This window comes from Streptomyces sp. C36 (genome assembly GCF_040932295.1).
GTDB lineage: Bacteria > Actinomycetota > Actinomycetes > Streptomycetales > Streptomycetaceae > Streptomyces > Streptomyces triculaminicus.
In genome coordinates this window covers 313,145-330,643 of the sequence record NZ_JBFQGI010000001.1, presented here as the reverse complement: position 1 = coordinate 330,643, position 17,499 = coordinate 313,145, and the positions used below count along the sequence as shown (strand labels likewise).

The following is a 17,499-nucleotide window of genomic DNA, read 5'->3' as shown; positions in this document are numbered from 1 at the left end:
CCGCACCCGCGGACGGTGACAAACCGTTAGGGGTTGCCGGGGGCGGACCCCGCCCCCGGCAACCCCCGTAAGGCCCGCTTCAGCCCGCCGCGGCCTCGCCCTCGCCGCGCAGGTAGACGGCCCGGGTGACGACGAGGCACAGGACGTAGTAGGCGAGGAAGGCGGCGTAGGCCGTCTCGCCCGTGCCGCTGTGCCCGAACGCCTCGCGGAAGGCGGTGTTGATCAGCACGCCGCCGAGTGCGCCGACCGCCCCGGCGAGGCCCATCAGGGCGTTCGCCCGCTGGTGGGAGCGCTGTTCGGCGGCCCGGGAGTCCATGCCGGCGGCCGTCCAGCGGCGGGCGGCGGCACGGTAGATGCCGGGGATCATCTTGTACGTCGAGCCGTTGCCGAGGCCGCTGAGCAGGAACAGCAGCACGAATCCCGTCAGGAACAGCGGCAGCGAGCCGTCGTGGGACGCCAGCAGCACCAGGCCCGCGCCCGCCGCCATGGCGATGAACGTCCAGAAGGTGACGCGGGCGCCGCCCCAGCGGTCGGCCAGCATCCCGCCCACGGGCCGCACCAGCGAGCCCAGCAACGGCCCGAGGAACGTCAGCGCCGCCGCCCGCACCGGCGTCGGGAAGTCCGCGGGGAACTGCACCAGCAGCACCTGCCCGAACGCGAACCCGAATCCGATGAACGAGCCGAACGTGCCGATGTAGAGCAGGGACATCGTCCAGGCGTGCGGGTCGCGGGAGACCTCGCGCAGCGGCCGGCCGTGCGGGCGGGCCCGGGGCAGGTCGTCCATGCGCAGGGCCGCGCCGAGCGCCGCCAGCACGATCAGGGGGATGTAGACCAGCGGTACGAGCCGGGGGTGGGCGGCGCCGGCGGTGGCCAGGACCAGCAGGCCGAGGAGCTGCACGGCCGGTACGCCGAGGTTGCCGCCGCCCGCGTTGACGCCGAGGGCGCGGCCCTTGAGGCGCTGTGGGTAGAAGGCGTTGATGTTGGCCATCGACGAGGCGAAGTTGCCGCCGCCCAGTCCCGCGACGGCCGCCACGACGAGGAGCGTGGAGTAGGAGACCCCGGGCTCGAGGACGTAGGCGATCAGACCGGTGGGGATCAGCAGGGCGAGCGCGCTGACGATCGTCCAGGTGCGGCCGCCGAAGATCGTCACCGCGACGGTGTAGGGCAGCCGCAGCGCGGCGCCGACCAGGGTCGGCACCGCGGTGAGCGTGAACTTGCCGGCCGGGTCGATGCCGTACTCAGGTCCGAGGAAGAGCACCAGGACGGACCACAGGCTCCACACGGAGAAGCCGATGTGCTCGCACAGCACGGAGTACACGAGGTTGCGGCGTGCCGTGCGGGCGCCGGTGGCCTCCCAGAAGGCCGGGTCCTCCGGGCGCCAGTCGTCGAGGTGGCGGGTGCGGGGCCGCGCCGCCGTGGCCGGCGGCGGGGGTGTCCCGAGGGTGGGGAGAGCGGGGTTCGTGGTCACTCTCCAAGGCTAGGAAGGGGCGGTTTCCGGGCGGTGTGCGCCGCCGTTCGGCGGTGCAACATCTCCCGCACACCCGCTCGCGGGCGGTGTGAGGCGGACGCGCCACACGGGCAGCGCGGGCGGCTCGCCCCCGGGCTCGGCCGGTTCGTCCAGGCAGGCTCCCGTCCTGAGGTCGAAGGCCTGCTTGTACATCGGGGAGACGACCACCGGTGTGTCGCCCCGGTTGCCGAGCAGGCCCCGGGAGATCACATGGGCCCCGCTGAAGGGGTCGCGGTTGCCCACCGCGTACACCTCTCCCCCGCGGTCGCGGAACAGCGCGATCTGCTGGCCGTCGACGAGCACGGCCGTGCCGCGTCCGGGCAGCAGGTCGTGGTAGGCGCACACGGCCCGCCAGGGGCCGCCGGCCTCGGGCTCGGGCTCGGGCTCGATCTCGATCTCGACGAGGGATCCGGTCATCCGGCCGCCACCGCCTCGTGCTCGAGGGCCGGGCGGATCTGGCCGCGCTCGGGCAGGAAGCGCACCGTGGGGTCGGGGGTGCCGGGCGCGTTGGCGAAGGAGACGAAGCGGCGCAGCCGTTCGGGGTCCTCCAGGGTGGCCCGCCACTCGTCCTCGTAGGTCTCGGTGTGCCGGGCCATGAGCGCGTCGAGCTCGTCGCAGATGCCGAGCGCGTCGTCGACGACGACGGCCCGCAGGTGCTCCAGCCCGCCGTCCATGCGCTCGATCCAGGGGGCGGTGCGCTCCAGGCGGTCGGCGGTGCGGACGTAGAACATCAGGAAGCGGTCGATGGTGCGCAGGAGGGTGGCGTGGTCGGCGTCGGTGAGCAGGAGGTCGGCGTGGCGGGGGGTCATGCCGCCGTTGCCGCCGACGTAGAGGTTCCAGCCGGCGGAGGTGGCGATGACGCCGAAGTCCTTGCTGCGCGCCTCGGCGCATTCGCGGGCGCAGCCGCTGACGGCCGCCTTGACCTTGTGCGGGGAGCGCAGGCCCCGGTAGCGCAGCTCCAGTTCGATGGCGAGCGCCACGGAGTCCTGGACGCCGTAGCGGCACCAGGTCTGCCCGACGCAGGACTTCACGGTGCGCAGGGCCTTGCCGTAGGCGTGGCCGGACTCGAAGCCGGCGTCGACGAGGCGGCGCCAGATCAGGGGCAGCTGGTCGACGGTGGCGCCGAACAGGTCGATGCGCTGACCGCCGGTGATCTTGGTGTAGAGGCCGAAGTCCCGGGCGATCTCGCCGATGGTGATGAGGCCCTCGGGGGTGATCTCGCCGCCCGGGACGCGCGGGACGACGGAGTAGGAGCCGTTGCGCTGGAGGTTGGCGAGGAAGTGGTCGTTGGTGTCCTGCAGGGCGGCCTGCTCGCCGTCGAGGATGTGCACGGAGTTGCCGAGCCGGGGGTTGAGGGTGGCGAGGATGGAGCCGACGACCGGCTTGCAGACGTCGCAGCCCTCGCCGCCGGTGCCGTGCTCGTCGATGAGGCGGGAGAAGGTGGTGACGTTCTTGACCCGTACGATCTCGAAGAGCTCGGCCCTGGTGTGCGCGAAGTGCTCGCACAGCCCCCTGCTCACCGGCGTGCCGCCGGCGGCGAGTTCGTCGCGGACGATGGTGGTGAGCATGTTGACGCAGGAGCCGCATCCGGTGCCGGCCCTGGTGCATCGTTTCACCGCGGCCACGTCCGCGCAGCCGCCCTCGCTCACGGCGGCGCGCACGGCGCCCTTGGAGACGTTGTGGCAGGAGCAGACGACCGCCTCGTCGGGCAGGGCCACGGGGCCGGCGGGCCCGCCCTCCGGGGTGGGCAGCACGAGCTGCTCCGGGGGCGTGGCGGGCGGGGTGCCGGCGGCGGCGAGCGGGCGCAGCAGGTCGTAGGCGGCCGCGTCGCCGACGAGGACGCCGCCGAGCAGCCGGCCGTCGGGGGCGACGACCAGCTTCTTGTACACGCCCTCGCGGGTGTTGGAGTAGAGCACCTCCAGGGCGCCGTCGCCGGTGCCGTGGGCGTCGCCGAAGCTGGCGACGTCGACGCCGAGGAGCTTGAGCTTGGTGGCGAGGTCGGCTCCGGTGAAGGACCCCTCGCCGCCGGTGATGCTCCGTGCGGCGGCCTCGGCCATGGCGTAGGCGGGGGCGACGAGGCCGTAGACGCGGCCGTCGGCGGCCTGCGCGCATTCGCCGACGGCCCAGATGCGCGGGTCGGCGGTGCGGCAGGCGGCGTCGACGACGATGCCGCCGCGCTCGCCCACGGGCAGCCCGCAGGCGCGGGCGAGCTCGTCGCGGGGGCGGACGCCGGCGGAGAAGACCACCATGCCGGCGGCGAGCGTCCGGCCGTCGGAGAGCGTCAGGGAGTCGACGGTGCCGTCGGCTCCGGAGCCGACGCCCTGTGCGCCCACGCCGGTGTGGACGACGACGCCCAGCTCCTCGATCCTGCGGCGCAGCGCGGCGCCGCCGCCGTCGTCGACCTGGACCGCCATCAGGCGGGGGGCGAACTCGACGACGTGGGTCTCCATTCCCATCTCCCGCAGGGCGCCCGCCGCCTCCAGGCCGAGCAGTCCGCCGCCGACGACGGCGCCCACGCGGGTGTGGCCGGCGCGGTCCCGGATGGCCTGGAGGTCCTCGATCGTGCGGTAGACGAAGCAGCCGGGGGTGTCGTGGCCGGGCACGGGCGGCACGAAGGGCCGGGAGCCGGTGGCCAGGACCAGCGCGTCGTACGCGACGGTGGCCCCCGAGCGGGTGGTGACGGTCCGCGCGACGCGGTCGACGGCGGTGGCGGGGTCGCCCAGGCGCAGGTCGATGCCGTGTTCGTCGGCGAAGCCCGCGGGCCACAGCGAGAGGTCCTCGGCGGTGGTGCCGGAGAACCACGAGGTGAGGTGGACCCGGTCGTAGGCGGGGCGGGGTTCCTCGGCGAGGACGGTGATGCGCCAGGCGCCGGGGGCGCGGTCGGTGAGCGCCTCGAGCAGGCGCTGGCCGGCCATGCCGTGGCCGATCAGCACCAGCCGTCGTCGGGTGTCCGTCACTGAAGGGCTCCTTCCGTGGTGAGCAGGTGCAGGGGGTCGCGGGGCAGGGGTTCGCCGCGTTCGTGGACGGCGGTGAGGTCCGCGACGCCCGTGAGGTCGCCGACGAGGACCGCGCCGACGAGCCGGTCGCCGCGCAGGAGGAGCTTCTTGTAGGTGCCGCGGGTGGCGTCGGCGAGGTGTACGGAGTCGGTGTGCGGGCCGTCGTCACCGGTGCAGTCGCCGATCGCGGCGATCTGGAGGCCGCCCGCGCTCAGCCGCAGGTACCGCGGCGAGCCGGCGTGGCGGGCGTCGGGGCGGGCGCCGGACAGCCGGGCGGCCAGGACGTCGGCCTGGGCCCAGGCGGCCTCGGCGCGGCCGTGGACCACGCCGCGGTGCTCGGCGCAGTCGCCGATGGCGTACACGCCGGGCGCGGAGGTGGCCAGGGTGTCGTCGACGACGACGCCGTCGCGCACGGTCAGTCCCGCGGCCCGGGCGAGGCGGGTGCGGGGGCGGACGCCCTGGGCGAACACGACCAGGTCGGTGGCGTGCCGGCCGCCGTCGGCGAACGCCAGGCCGGTGACGCGCCGGCCGCCGAGCAGGGCGGTGACCTCGTGGCCGGTCGTCACGGTGACGCCCGCCGCCTCCAGGCCGCGGCGTACGACGGCGGCCGCCCCGGCGTCGAGATGGCGGTTCATCAGATGTGGTGCCCGGTGCACCAGACGCACCGGCAGTCCCCGCTCGGCCAGGACGCGGGCCGCATCGACGCCCAGGGCGCCGCCGCCGACGACGGTGGCCCGGCGGGCGAGCGGTACGTCCTCGGTCAGGCGCGCGGCGTCGGCGAGGGAGCGCAGCACGTGGACGCCGCGGCGCGGCGTGTGCCGCTCCGCCGGCCGGCCGTTCGTCTCCCGCCGGTCCGCTACGGGCGCCGCGGGTGCGGGCGGGGGCAGCGGCGCGGCGCCGGTGGCCAGGACGAGCGCGTCGTAGCGGGCCGTCTCGCCGGTGGCCGTCCGCAGCGTGCGGGCGGCCGGGTCCAGGGCCGTCACCTCGGTGCCCGCGCGCACGACGGCGCCGCCGGTGGGCAGGCCCGGTGCGGCGGGGCCGTAGCGGCCGGCGAGCACGCCGGTGAGCAGGGCGCGGTTGTACGGGGCGTGCGGCTCGCGGCCGTAGAGCGTGATCTCCAGCTCGCCGGGTCCGGCGAGGCTCAGCGCCTGGTGGGCGAAGCGGGCGGCGGCCATGCCCGCCCCGGCGACGGCGATCCGGCGGGGCGTCATGACGCCCGCCCGGCGGCGTCGGCGGGCTCGGTGGTCCCGATGGGCTCGACGGGCGCCTTCTCCACCCGTACGGCGCACGCCTTGAACTCGGGCATGCGCGAGACGGGGTCGAGGGCGGGGTTGGTGAGGTTGTTGGCGCTGCCGGCGCCGGGCCAGTGGAAGGGCATGAAGACCGTGTCGGGCCGGATGCCGGCGGTCACCCGGGCCGGTGCGACGGTGTGCCCGCGCCGGCTGGTGACGGTCAGCAGGTCGCCGTCGGCGACGCCGAGCCGGTCCGCGAGGCGCGGGTGGAGTTCGACGAAGGGGCCGGGCGCGGCCCGGTTGAGGGCGGGGGTACGGCGGGTCTGGGCGCCGCTCTGGTACTGGGCGAGCACGCGGCCGGTGGTCAGGCGCAGCGGATAGCGGGGGTCGGGTTCCTCGGCCGCCGGCCGGTGCGAGACGGCGGCGAAGCGGGCCCGGCCGTCGTCGGTGGCGAAGCGGTCCGCGAACAGCCGGGGCGTGCCGGGGTGGGCGGGCCGCCCCTCGCCGGGGTCGGGGCAGGGCCAGAAGACGCCGTCCTCCGCCGCGATGCGCCGGTAGGTGATGCCGGAGTAGTCGGCCTGGCCTCCGGCCGAGGCCCGGCGGAGCTCGGCGAAGACCTCCTCCGCGGCGATGGGGAAGCCCTTCGCGACGCCGAGCCGTTCGGCGAGGCCGTGCAGGATCTCCAGGTCGGTGCGGACGCCCTCGGGCCGGGTCAGGGCCGCGCGGCGCAGGATCACCCGGCCCTCGAGGTTGGTCATGGTCCCCTCTTCCTCGGCCCACTGCGCCGAGGGCAGGACGACGTCGGCGAGCCGGGCGGTCTCGGACAGCACGACGTCGCACACCACGAGGTGGTCCAGGGCCCGCAGCCGTTCGGTGACGTGGGTGGCGTGGGGGGCGGAGACGACCGGGTTGGAGCCCATGAGGAGCAGGGCCCGTATTCCGTCGTCGGTGCCCGCGGTGTCGAGGAGTTCGTACGCCGAGCGCCCCGGGCCCGGCAGGGCGTCCGGGTCCACGCCCCAGACGCCGGCGACGTGGGCCCGGGCCGCGGGGTCGTCGATCGAGCGGTAGCCGGGCAGCTGGTCGGCCTTCTGGCCGTGTTCGCGGCCGCCCTGGCCGTTGCCCTGCCCGGTCAGGCAGCCGTAGCCGCTGTACGGGCGGCCGGCCCGGCCGGTGGCCAGGCACAGGTCGATCCAGGCGCCGACGGTGTCGACGCCCTTGCTGTGCTGTTCGCCGCCGCGCGCGGTCAGCACCATGCCGGAGGAGGCGCCGCAGAACAGCTCCACGGCCCGGCGCATGTGCGCCACGGGGACGCCGGTGATGCCCTCGACGCGTTCGGGCCAGTGCGCCATGGCCGCCGTGCGGGCGCGCTCGTAGCCGGTGGTGCGCTCCGCCACGAACGCCTCGTCGACGTGCCCTTCGGCGATCACGAGGTGCAGCAGCCCCAGGGCGAGCGCGAGATCGGTGCCGGGGGCGGGGCGCAGGTGCAGGTCGGCGAGGTCGGCGGTGCGGGTGCGCCGGGGGTCGACGACGATCAGGTGCCCGCCGGACTCCCGCTGTTCGCGCAGGTACCGCAGGGCCGGCGGCATGGTGTCGGCAGGGTTGCCGCCGACCAGGATCAGGCAGCCGGTGCGGGCGACGTCCGCGAGGGGGAAGGGCAGCCCCCGGTCCAGGCCGAACGCCCTGCGCTGGGCGGCGGCCGCGGAGGACATGCAGAAGCGGCCGTTGTAGTCGATGTTGGCGGTGCGCAGCGCGACCCGCGCGAACTTGCCGAGCAGGTAGGCCTTCTCGTTGGTCAGGCCGCCGCCGCCGAACACGCCGACCGCGTCCCGCCCGTAGCGCCGCGCGGCCCGGGCGAGCCCCCCGGCGGCGCGGTCGAGGGCCTCGGTCCAGGTCGCCTCGCGCAGGGCGCCGGTGCGGCGGTCGCGCACGAGCGGGGCGTGCAGGCGGGCGGCGTCGGCGAGGACCTCGGCGGCGCTGTCGCCTTTTCCGCACAGCGCCCCCCGGTTGACGGGAAAGCCGGGGCGCTCCTCGACCGCCACGGCGGGGGCGCCCGGGGCGGGCCGCTCGAGGAGGCGCAGGCGCATGCCGCACTGCAGCGAGCAGTACGGGCAGTGGGTGTCGGTGGGCGGGGGAGCTGCCGTCATGCCACGAAGCCTCGCCCTGCCGCGTTACGCCGGTGCGACGGACGTATTGCCGTGGGCGCACATGCCCCGCACCCTGCTGACGTGGTGATGTGCGCGGCACGACACACGCGCGTAGAGAAGCGGGCGTCGCACTAACGTCCCTGTCATGCGCGCGCAACGGCCCCTTAACGACCGTCGGCCACGCTCGGCGCATGACGACAGCACTACCCGGTGGCCCGCCGCCGCCCGAGGGGCCACTGGTCGGTTTCACCGTGGGCGTCACCGCGGACCGGCGGCGCGACGAGCTCACCGCGCTGCTGGGCCGCCGGGGCGCCACCGTCGTCGGCGCGCCCGCCCTGCGCATCGTGCCCCTGTCCGACGACGCCCTGCTCCACGAGGCGACCGAGGCGTGCCTGTCCGGCGGGCTCGACTACGTGGTGGCCACGACCGGGGTGGGCTGGCGGGGCTGGATGAGCGCGGCCGAGGGCTGGGGCACGGGCGCCCGCCTGGTCGCGGCCTGCCGGGAGGCGGTGCTGGTCAGCCGGGGCCCCAAGGCCGCGGGCGCGCTGCGCGCCTGCGGGCTGCGCGAGGCGTACGCGCCGGAGTCGGAGGCCCTGGACGACGTCCTGGCCTGGCTGTTGGAGCGCGACCTGCGGGGGCGGCGGATCGCGGTGCAGGAACACGGGGCGGCGCTGCCGGAGTTCACCGCCGCCCTGCGCGAGCGCGGCGCCGACGTCATCACCGTGCCGGTCTACCGCTGGGGGCCGCCCGAGGACCCGGAGGCGCTGCGCCGGCTCGTCGAGCAGACCGCGCGCCGGGAGATCCACGCCCTGCCCTTCACCAGCGCGCCGGCCATCGAGGCGTTCCTGGCCGCGGCCGACGCGGCCGGCCGCCGGGCCGAGGTCGTCGAGGCGCTGCGCCACGACGTCCTGCCGGTGTGCATCGGCCCGATCTGCGCCCGCCCGCTGATGCGCGAGGGCGTTCCCTGCGTATGGCCCGAACGGGGCCGGCTGGGCGCGCTCGTGCGCACCCTCGTACGGGAACTGACCGCCCTTCACCGGCGCGAGGTGGCCACCGAGGCCGGTCCCCTGGTGCTGCAGGGCACGGCCGTCCTGGCGGGCGGTACGACGCTGTGGCTGCCGCCGCTGCCGGCGGCGGTCCTGCGGGCCCTGGCCGAGCGGCCGGGTGCGGTGCTCAGCCGCGCGGAGCTGCTGCGCAGGGTGTGGCAGGGGCCGGTGGCCCGGCAGCCGGACGAGCACGCGGTGGAGGCGGCCGTGGCCCGGCTGCGCACCGCCCTGGGCCCGTACGGGCACCTGGTGGGAACGGTGACCAAGCGCGGCTACCGGCTGGCGGTCGCGCCGTGACCGCCCCGGGCGCGGCCCCGCCCCTGCTGGCCGTGGCGCACGGCACCCGCGACCCGGCGGGCATGGCCGCGATCGGTGCTCTGCTGGCGCGGGTGGCGGCGCTGCGGCCGGGGCTGCCGGTCCGCCTGGGCTGCGTGGACGTCGCGCGGCCCTCCCTCGCCGAGGCCCTGGCGGGCCTGAGCGGCACGGTCGTGGTCGTTCCGCTGCTGCTGGGGGACGGCTATCACGTACGGGTCGACATCCCCCGTGCCCTGGCCGCCGCTCCCCGGGTGCGCGCCCGGGTGGCCCCCGCGCTGGGGCCGGACCCGCTGCTGGCCGAGGCGCTGGCGGGGCGGCTGGCCGAGGCGGAGCCGCGCGGGGGCGGCGGGCCCGTGGTGCTGGCCGCGGCGGGCTCCACGGAACCGGCGGCGAACGCCGCGACCGAGTCGATGGCCGGCCTGCTCTCGGCCCGGCTGGGGCGCCCGGCGGTCGCCGCCTATCTGTGCGGCGGCTCGCCCACGCCCGCCGAGGCGGTGTCCGCGCTGCGCGCGGGGGGCCACCGGCAGGTGGCGGTGGCCCGTTACCTGCTGGGCCCCGGCTTCTTCGCGCGCCACGCGGCCCGCGCGGGCGGCTCGGTCGTCTCCGAGCCGCTGGGCGCGCACGAGGCGGTGGCACGGCTGGTGCTGCGGCGCTACGACCGGGCCGCTCCGCCGCTCTCAGCGGCCGCGTAGCTGCTCCATATCGCGCCGCTCGCGCTTGGTCGGCCGCCCGGCGCCGCGGTCGCGCACACCGGCCGGCGCCACGGCCTCGCGCGGCGGGGGCGGCGGGGAGTTGTCGACGAAGCACTCGACGGCGACGGGCGGTCCGACCCGCTTGCGGACGAGCCTCCTGACGACCACGATCCGCTCGCGGCCCTCGTGCCGCAGCCGCACCTCGTCCCCCGGCTTGACCGTCTGGGCGGGCTTGGCCCGGTCGCCGTTGAGGCGCACATGGCCGGCCTTGCAGGCCGCGGCGGCCAGCGAGCGGGTTTTGGTGAGCCGCACGGACCAGATCCAGGCGTCGATCCGTACCGGCGTCCCCTCGTCGGTATCCATGCCCGCACTCTACGACAGGCAGGTCGCGGGCCCGCCCGGCCGCCGGTGGTCCCCTCGTCGCTGCCGCCACCGTGGCCGGTTACCGCCGGGCGCCGACGGCCGCGCCCCGGGCGTGTGTTGACTTCTTCGACACCCCATGCCACTCATGTCGTGTTCACATCAGACCCCCACCTCCTCGCACCCGGCCGGCCGGCCCACAGGGCCCGGTCCCGGACGGAAGGGAGCACGGCGATGAACACCACCCCCTCCACCCCCTCGATCCCCCGGCGCCGCAGGCGGACGCTGGCGAGCGCCGCCTTCGTCACCGCCCTCGCCGCCGCCGGCGTCGGCCTCGGCGCACCCTCCGCCTCGGCCGACCCCGTCTCCGTCGGTTACACCTGCACCGGCCCCGGCGCACCCGACGGCGTGCAGTCCCTGCGGGTCACCGTGACCGCCCCGGCGAGCGTGCCGCAGGGCGGCACGGCCGAGCTCGCGCTGGAGGTCACCACGGAGCTCAGAGTGCCGCTGAACGTGCCCGCGCACAGCGTCACGGGAGAGCTGACCCTCGAGCTCGGCGGCGCGGCGTCCGGCAGCGTGACGGCCACCGGCTTCACCAACCCCGCCTCCATACCCAGCGGTTCCACGGTGACGCTCACCGGCGGCACGGCCTCCGCCCAGCTCGACACCGCGGGTACGGCGACCTTCACCCCCGGCGAGGCCGCCGTCCACGTCTTCGGCGTGACCGTCGCCTGCACGGTCTCCGGCACCGCCCCCGTCGCCGCGACGACCGAGGTCACCGGAGCGTAGGGCGCACCCTTACGGACGGGTCAGGGACGGGTCAGGGCCGCCGCCCCGAAGGAGACGTCGAAGCGGTCGCACCAGATGCTCACGCTCCGGTAGCGACCGAGGTCGACGTCGGCGGGCACGGTGTAGTTCTGATCGCCCTTGTTGCCCTTGAGCGCACCGAGGCTGACATGGGCGCCGTCGTCGAAGACGTGCCAGCCGGCCCGGCCCTCCTTGACCGGCGCGTCGGACAGCAGGACCTTCAGCTCCGGGCCGTTGCTGGTGTCGAGGTTCTCCAGACGCACGGTGCGGGTGCCGTCCGGCAGCCGCAGCACGCGCACCGTGCCGTGGGTGGTGTGCTCGTGGCTGATCAGCTCACCGCTCGCCAGCGTCCGGGCGGCCCCGTCGCCCGGCGCGCCGGTCGCCACGGGCACCGATTCCCTCACCGTCTCGTCCACCCACAGTTTCCATGGCTGGAACCAATAGACGCCAAGCCCCACCGCCACCACGAGGACACCCACGATCCCCATGACGATGGGCCTGGTCAGCAGCCGTCGTACGCGCCCCATGTCCGTCTCCCTAAACCTTCGCGCTCTCATCCGGTACGAACGTCGATACGGCGGAAAAAGATCCATGGGCGGGGCCCCACTTCGGGCGGGGGCCTCGCGCCAGGGGCACCCTCGCGTCAGGGGAGGGTGAGGATGCGCGGCCCGTCCTCGGTGACGGCGACGGTGTGCTCGATGTGCGCGGCCCGGCTGCCGTCGGCCGTGCGCAGGGTCCAGCCGTCGGCGTCCGTGCGGTGGCCGTCGCGCCCGCCCGCCATCAGCATGGGCTCGATGGCCAGCACCAGGCCGTGGCGCAGGGGGAAACCGCGCCGCGGCCGGCCGCGGTTGGGGACGTCCGGCTCCTCGTGCATCCGCCGCCCGATGCCGTGACCGCCGAAGTCGGCCGGCATGCCGTAGCGGCCCGCGCGGGCGACCGCACCGATGGCGTGGGAGATGTCGCCGATGCGGTTGCCGGTCACCGCCGCGGCTATGCCCGCCTCCAGGGCGCGCCCGGTGGCCTCGATGAGGGCGACGTCGGCGGGGCGCGCGGTGCCGACGGTGAAGCTGATGGCGGCGTCGCCGGCCCAGCCGTCGAGCATGGCGCCGCAGTCGACGCTGAGCAGGTCGCCGTCGCGCAGCCGGTAGTCGCCGGGGATGCCGTGCACGACGGCGTCGTTGACGGAGGCGCAGATCACCGCGGGGAACGGGACGGGCGCGAAGGAGGGCTGGTAGCCCAGGAAGGGAGAGCGGGCACCGGCCTTCTCCAGGACGTCACGGGCCACGCCGTCCAGTTCCTTCAGGCCGACGCCGACGTCCGCCGCCTCCCGCACGGCGGCCAGCGCGTGCGCCACGACGCGGCCCGCCTCCCGCATGGCCTCCAGCGCCGCGTCCGTCTTGATCTCCACCATGCCGACGACTCCCCACCCATTGCCGCCGACCGGTATGCGGGCCGACGGCGACCAATTCTTATACCGGTATTAGTATCACGGTCATGGTGAGAACTCCTCTGACCCCCTGGGAACGGCACCGCGGCGAGCGGCTCGGCGAGCTGCTGCGCGCGGCACGCGGGGAGCGCAGCATGGTGGACGTGGCCGCGCGGGCGGGACTGTCGGCCGAGACGCTGCGCAAGATCGAGACGGGCCGGGCCCCGACCCCCGCCTTCTTCACGATCTCGGCGCTCGCGACCACGCTCGGACTGTCCATGGACGTCCTGGCCGAGGCCTGTGTGGAGGGCCTCGACGATCCGGAGGCGGAGATCCCGCTGTCGGCGTAGCCGGCGGGCGAAGGGCTCCCCCGCCCGTCAGCGCACCAGGCGTGACGCCACGGTCGCGCCCGGGCTGCTCGCGATGAGCGCGTCCACCAGGGCCTGACCGGCGGCGTCGAGCGCCTCGTCGCCCATCGGGCCGAGCGCGTCGAGGATGAAGACGGCGCGGGTGGTGGCGAGCGTCAGGCGGGTACGGGCGCACTGGCGCCAGTTCCAGCGGCGGCAGGTCACGCCGGCGTCGTCGCTCCAGACGACCTCGCCGGGCGGGCAGTGCTCGACCACCGTCTCGCCGCCGGCCGTGGTCGCGAAGGGCTCCTCGCCCGTGGCCCGGATCAGCCGTGCGGGGCCGGCGTAGTGGTCGAGGTCCTCGCCGCCGAGCGGCAGGACGTGGGCGACGGAGATCGCGTTGTAGATGTCGGTGAGGCGGTCCACGCGCGGCAGCCCGGCGGGGACGCGGCGCAGCAGCGCCTCCGCGCTGGGGCGGGTGCGCTGCGGCTTGGCGCCGAAGGCGCGGAACGCCTCGCGCCAGGCGGCCAGGTGCGGGTGGTCCTCGGGAGCGGCGCCGGCGAGCCGGGCGCGGGCGGCCTCCTCGGCCGAGGCGAGCAGCTTCTCGCTCGCCTCGTCGCTCGGGCCGGGAAGCAGCCCTTCGGCGACGACGACCAGCGCGCGGTAGTCGGGCCGCAGCGCGCGCACGGCGGGGTCGATGGCCACGGTGTCGAGCCAGGCCTTGATGTCGGCGGTGCCGGTTGCCATACCCTCTCCTTGGATCAGTCCAATGAACTGGGAAGTCATTCAGACTGTACCAAGCGCGCGTCGGGTCACTCCCCGGGCGCCGACGGCAGGGCCTCGCACAGCGCCTCGAGCGCACCGGCGAAGGCGTGCTCGGGCGGAGTGCCGTAGCCCACGACCAGGCCGTCGCCCGGCACCCCGGCCCCCTCGCCATGCCGGTAGAGGGACAGCCCCTCGACGGCGACCCCCTGCCAGGCCGCGGCCCGGACGACGGTCCGCTCGGTGCCGGGCGGCAGCTCCAGGACCGCGTGCAGCCCGGCCGCGACGCCGGTGACCCGGACGTGCGGGGCGCGCAGGGCCAGGGCCTCGACGAGCGCGTCGCGGCGGCGCCGGTAGTGGCGCCGCATGCGGCGCACATGGCGGTCGTACGAGCCCGAGGCGATGAAGTCCGCGAGCGTCAGCTGGTCCAGGGTGCTCGACCACGACTCCCGTTCGCCCTTCGCCTCGAGCACGGCGTCCACCAGGTGCCCCGGCAGCACCATCCACCCCAGACGCAGCGCCGGGGACAGGCTCTTGCTGGCCGAGCCGATGTAGACCACCCGCTCCGGGTCGAGGCCCTGCAGGGCGCCGACGGGCTTGCGGTCGTAGCGGAACTCGCCGTCGTAGTCGTCCTCGAGCACGACCCCGCCCGTCGCCCGCGCCCAGTCGACGACCGCGGCCCGCCGCTCGGGGTGCAGGGGGCCGCCCGTGGGGAACTGATGGGCGGCGGTCAGCAGCACCGCCGACGCCTCGCTCGCCGCCAACTCCTCGACGCGTGCGCCGTGTTCGTCGACGGTCAGGGCGGCGGTGGCCAGGCCGGCGCCGGTCAGCAGCGAGCGGTGGAAGCCCAGCCCGTACGACTCCACGGCGATCGTGCCGTCCAGCACCCGCCCCAGCAGGCGCAGCGCGCCCGCGAAGCCCGGACAGATCACCACGCGGCCGGGGTCGGCCCGCACGCCCCGGGCCCGGGCGAGGTAGTCGCACAGGGCCCGGCGCAGTTCGACGCGGCCGCGCGGATCGCCGGGGCCGAAGGCCTCGTTGGGCGCGGCGGTCAACGCGCGGCGGGCGGAGGCGAGCCAGGCGGTGCGCGGGAAGGCGGCGGCGTCCGGGGTGCCCTGCACGAGGTCGTACGCCGGGCGCCCGGGCCGGGGCACCGGGGCCGGGCCGCGCCGACGACCCTCCGGGGGCTCCGCGCGGTGGGCGACCCGGGTGCCGGAGCCCTGGCGGGCGGTCAGCCAGCCCTCGGCGACCAGTTCGGCGTAGGCCTCGGCGACGGTGTTGCGGGCCAGCCCCAGGTCGGCGGCGAGCGAACGGTAGGGCGGCAGACGGGTACCGGGGGTGAGACGGCCCGTCCGCACCGCGTCGCGCAGGGCACGGGTCAGGGCGCCGCGCCGCCCGCCGGGGCCGTCGGACAGCTCCAGGTGCAGATCGCCGCCGGGGCCGGTGTCACGCGGGTCCTCCGCCGGATTGACCACTGATGTCATCCGGGAATTGCACCACAGGGGCGGCCACTCGCTCTCCCGGCCGTAAAGCCGGTGAAGGCCCTGGTTCGCGGCGACATCAGCCCCGGCGGAACCGGTCGCGGTAGGCGGCCGGCGAGACGCCCGTCTCACGGACGAACGCCCGCCGCATGGTCTCGACCGTACCGAAGCCGCACCGGCCCGCGATCGCGTCGACGCCGTCGGCGGAGCTCTCCAGCAGGGCCCGCGCCGCGGCGACCCGGGCCCGTTCGACGTACGCGCCGGGGCTGGTGCCCACCTGCTGGGTGAACAGCCGGCTGAAGTGCCGCCGGCTCATCCCCATCAGCGCGGCCAGCGCCGGCACCGAACGGTCGCCGGAGGGGTCGGAGTCGATGTTGTCGACGAGCTCGCTCAGGGCGCCGCGCAGCGGATCGCGCCGGATCCATGTGCTGAACTGGGACTGGCCGCCGGGCCGCTGCATGAAGACGACGAGGAACTTCGCCACGGCACGGGCCAGTTCCGGCCCGAAGTCGTCCTCCAGCAGGGCGAGGCCGAGGTCGATGCCGGCGGTCACCCCGGCCGAGGTCACGACCGTGCCGTCGCGGACGAAGAAGGCGTCGGGCTCGACCGACACGGCGGGGTGGCAGACGGCCAGTTCGGAGCAGAACGCCCAGTGCGTCGTGGCCCGCCGCCCGTCCAGCAGCCCGGCCGCGGCCAGCACGAACGCCCCCGTGCACACCGAGCCCGTGCGCCGGGAGCCGGCCGCCAGCCGCCGTACGTGCCGGACGAGCTCACGGTCCGCCGCGGCGGCCGCGTACCCCCGGCCGCCCGCCACCATCAGGGTGTCCGGCGGCTTGCGGATCCTCGCGAGATCCGCCGAAACCCCCAACTGCGCCTCCGCGGAGGTGACTACGGGCCGGCCGCCCAGGGAGGCCAGCCGCACCCGGTACCCGGCCCCTCCCTCGGCCGCGGCCCGGTCGAAAACGTCCAAGGGCCCCGCGACGTCCAGCAGTTGCACTCCGTCGTACACGACGATCACCACGTCGTGCGTCACCACCTTGCCGTTCACAGTGGCCATCATCGGCGACCGGTACGGGCGGCACACCCCAACGGGGCAGCGATCACCTTTATGGAGTAATGTCCTTTTTTCTGGGCATACGACCACTTATGCCATTCCGGTGGCGAGCGGCCCGGGAGCCGGTCCCGGGCCGCTCCGGGCGCCGAGCCGATCAGGCGAAGATCCCATGAGTTGCGGCCCGGCTCCCCGCACCTAGGGTGGAAGCAGTCATGAAGCGCGACCCGGGTCGCGACAGCCCGTACGCGGCGCCGCCTCCGCTGCCCCGCAGCGCACGCTCGCTCGTCGTGGCCGCCTACGCCCTGCTCGCCGTGGCCATCGCGATGGACCTGGCGACCGACCCCACGCTGACCTTCTCCCCCGTGCTCGCCACGGCCCCCGTTCTCGCCAGCATCGGCACCCGGCGCGCCCGTGTGCCCCTGATCACCGGCCTGCTCACCCTCGCCGTCGTCGCCCCGCTGGCCCTGGCCGACCCCGACGTCGCCCTCGCCGTCCACCTGACGGCCGGGGCCACCGTCCTCGCCATCACCCTGGTCAGCACCGCCAACGTCGTGCTCGTCGCGACCCGGGAACGCGAGCTGCTGCAGTCCCGCTCCGTCGCCGAGGCCGCCCAGCGCACCCTGCTGCGCCCCCTGCCCGAACGCGTCGACGGCCTGCGGGTGGCCGTGCGCTACCTCGCCGCGGCGGCCGAGGCGCGGGTGGGCGGCGATCTGTACGAGGTGCTGTCCACCCCGTACGGCATCCGGCTGATCGTCGGTGACGTGCGGGGCAAGGGGCTGTCGGCCGTCGAGACCGCCGCCGACGTCCTCGGCACCTTCCGGGAGGCCGCGCAGGTCGAGCCCGCGCTGGGCACGGTGGCCCGGCGGCTGGACGCGGCCGTGGGCCGGCGCCAGGCGGGCGAGGAGTTCGTGACGGCCGTCCTGATCGGCGTGCCCCGGTCGGGCGGGCCGGCCGAGCTGGTCCAGTGCGGCCACCTGCCGCCGCTGCTGTGGCACGAGGGCCGGGTCACCGAGGTGGACGCCCCGCTCCCCGACCCCCCGCTGGCCCTGCGCAACATGGTCCCCGGCCCGTACCGCCGCGAGCACTTCGCCTTCGGCCCCGGCACGTCGCTGGTGCTCTACACGGACGGCGTCACCGAGGCCCGCGACTCCGCCGGCCGCTTCTATCCGCTCGCCGAGCGCCTGGCCACCTTTCCCGACCTGGCACCCGACGCGTTGCTGGACCGTATCGTCGCCGACCTGCGCGCCTACACCGGCGGCGCCCTCTCCGACGACGCCGCGCTGCTGGTCGTACGCCGCGAACGCTGAGGCCGCGGCGGGGACGGCTCCGG

At 75.7% G+C, this 17,499-nt stretch carries 16 protein-coding genes; 5 read left to right on the top strand and 11 right to left on the bottom strand.

The features are described 5' to 3' along the window. Positions 1-79: 79 nt before the first annotated feature. The 5 genes from AB4K12_RS01410 to AB4K12_RS01390 are packed head-to-tail and all read right to left on the bottom strand — an operon-like array spanning position 80 to position 7,879. The gene (locus AB4K12_RS01410) at positions 80-1,468 is read right to left on the bottom strand and encodes a nitrate/nitrite transporter (protein WP_368432365.1); all 1,389 of its coding nucleotides are present in this window, start codon (positions 1,466-1,468) and stop codon (positions 80-82) included. 9 nt (positions 1,469-1,477) lie between these two features. Further along, on the bottom strand, positions 1,478-1,924 hold the full coding sequence (gene nirD / locus AB4K12_RS01405) for a nitrite reductase small subunit NirD (RefSeq protein WP_368432364.1): 447 nt from the start codon (positions 1,922-1,924) through the stop codon (positions 1,478-1,480). Further along, a complete protein-coding gene (nirB, locus tag AB4K12_RS01400) occupies positions 1,921-4,422 on the bottom strand; it encodes a nitrite reductase large subunit NirB (protein ID WP_368433121.1) in 2,502 nt (833 codons plus the stop codon). Before nirB ends, nirD begins: the two co-directional genes overlap by 4 nt. Before the next feature lie 38 nt (positions 4,423-4,460). Then, positions 4,461-5,714 carry an NAD(P)/FAD-dependent oxidoreductase gene (locus AB4K12_RS01395; protein ID WP_368432363.1) on the bottom strand — a complete coding sequence of 418 codons (1,254 nt, stop codon included), beginning with the start codon at positions 5,712-5,714 and terminating at the stop codon, positions 4,461-4,463. Then, positions 5,711-7,879, bottom strand: coding sequence for a molybdopterin oxidoreductase family protein (locus AB4K12_RS01390; protein WP_368432362.1), 2,169 nt, complete (start codon positions 7,877-7,879; stop codon positions 5,711-5,713). The genes AB4K12_RS01395 and AB4K12_RS01390 overlap by 4 nt, the downstream gene beginning before the upstream one ends. A 191-nt stretch (positions 7,880-8,070) precedes the next feature. Here AB4K12_RS01390 and AB4K12_RS01385 point away from each other — a divergent pair, with 191 nt between their 5' ends. Beyond that, entirely contained in the window at positions 8,071-9,222 is a 1,152-nt protein-coding gene (locus AB4K12_RS01385; protein ID WP_368432361.1) for a uroporphyrinogen-III synthase, read from the top strand. Beyond that, positions 9,219-9,932, top strand: a complete 714-nt coding sequence (locus AB4K12_RS01380; RefSeq protein ID WP_368432360.1) for a sirohydrochlorin chelatase — start codon at positions 9,219-9,221, stop codon at positions 9,930-9,932. The genes AB4K12_RS01385 and AB4K12_RS01380 overlap by 4 nt, the downstream gene beginning before the upstream one ends. Here AB4K12_RS01380 and AB4K12_RS01375 read toward each other — a convergent pair. Further along, positions 9,918-10,295, bottom strand: a complete 378-nt coding sequence (locus tag AB4K12_RS01375) for an RNA-binding S4 domain-containing protein (protein WP_368432359.1) — start codon at positions 10,293-10,295, stop codon at positions 9,918-9,920. The two genes, AB4K12_RS01380 and AB4K12_RS01375, sit on opposite strands and share 15 nt — an antisense overlap. Positions 10,296-10,526: 231 nt before the next feature. Here AB4K12_RS01375 and AB4K12_RS01370 point away from each other — a divergent pair, with 231 nt between their 5' ends. Beyond that, positions 10,527-11,081: a hypothetical protein gene (locus AB4K12_RS01370; protein ID WP_368432358.1), complete on the top strand. Its 555-nt coding sequence runs from the start codon at positions 10,527-10,529 to the stop codon at positions 11,079-11,081. A 20-nt stretch (positions 11,082-11,101) separates the two neighbouring features. Here AB4K12_RS01370 and AB4K12_RS01365 read toward each other — a convergent pair whose 3' ends face one another. Next, the gene (locus AB4K12_RS01365) at positions 11,102-11,626 is read right to left on the bottom strand and encodes a DM13 domain-containing protein (RefSeq protein ID WP_368432357.1); all 525 of its coding nucleotides are present in this window, start codon (positions 11,624-11,626) and stop codon (positions 11,102-11,104) included. Positions 11,627-11,742: 116 nt separating this feature from the next. Beyond that, entirely contained in the window at positions 11,743-12,510 is a 768-nt protein-coding gene (map, locus tag AB4K12_RS01360) for a type I methionyl aminopeptidase (RefSeq protein ID WP_368432356.1), read from the bottom strand. 83 nt (positions 12,511-12,593) lie between these two features. Here map and AB4K12_RS01355 point away from each other — a divergent pair, with 83 nt between their 5' ends. After that, the gene (locus AB4K12_RS01355; protein ID WP_368432355.1) at positions 12,594-12,875 is read left to right on the top strand and encodes a helix-turn-helix domain-containing protein; all 282 of its coding nucleotides are present in this window, start codon (positions 12,594-12,596) and stop codon (positions 12,873-12,875) included. Between the two features lie 27 nt (positions 12,876-12,902). Here the strand turns inward: AB4K12_RS01355 and AB4K12_RS01350 are convergent, their stop codons facing one another. The 3 genes from AB4K12_RS01350 to AB4K12_RS01340 all read right to left on the bottom strand — a co-directional run bounded on the left by AB4K12_RS01350 (position 12,903) and on the right by AB4K12_RS01340 (position 16,163). Further along, complete coding sequence (locus AB4K12_RS01350; RefSeq protein ID WP_368432354.1) at positions 12,903-13,619, bottom strand: B3/4 domain-containing protein; 717 nt, start codon at positions 13,617-13,619, stop codon at positions 12,903-12,905. A 65-nt stretch (positions 13,620-13,684) separates the two neighbouring features. Then, positions 13,685-15,118, bottom strand: a complete 1,434-nt coding sequence (locus AB4K12_RS01345; RefSeq protein ID WP_368432353.1) for a PLP-dependent aminotransferase family protein — start codon at positions 15,116-15,118, stop codon at positions 13,685-13,687. Between the two features lie 76 nt (positions 15,119-15,194). Beyond that, positions 15,195-16,163 carry a GlxA family transcriptional regulator gene (locus AB4K12_RS01340; RefSeq protein WP_368432352.1) on the bottom strand — a complete coding sequence of 323 codons (969 nt, stop codon included), beginning with the start codon at positions 16,161-16,163 and terminating at the stop codon, positions 15,195-15,197. A gap of 218 nt (positions 16,164-16,381) precedes the next feature. On the opposite strand from AB4K12_RS01340, the gene AB4K12_RS01335 reads away from it, so the two are divergent. Continuing rightward, positions 16,382-17,476, top strand: a complete 1,095-nt coding sequence (locus tag AB4K12_RS01335; RefSeq protein ID WP_368432351.1) for a PP2C family protein-serine/threonine phosphatase — start codon at positions 16,382-16,384, stop codon at positions 17,474-17,476. Positions 17,477-17,499 lie beyond the last annotated feature (23 nt).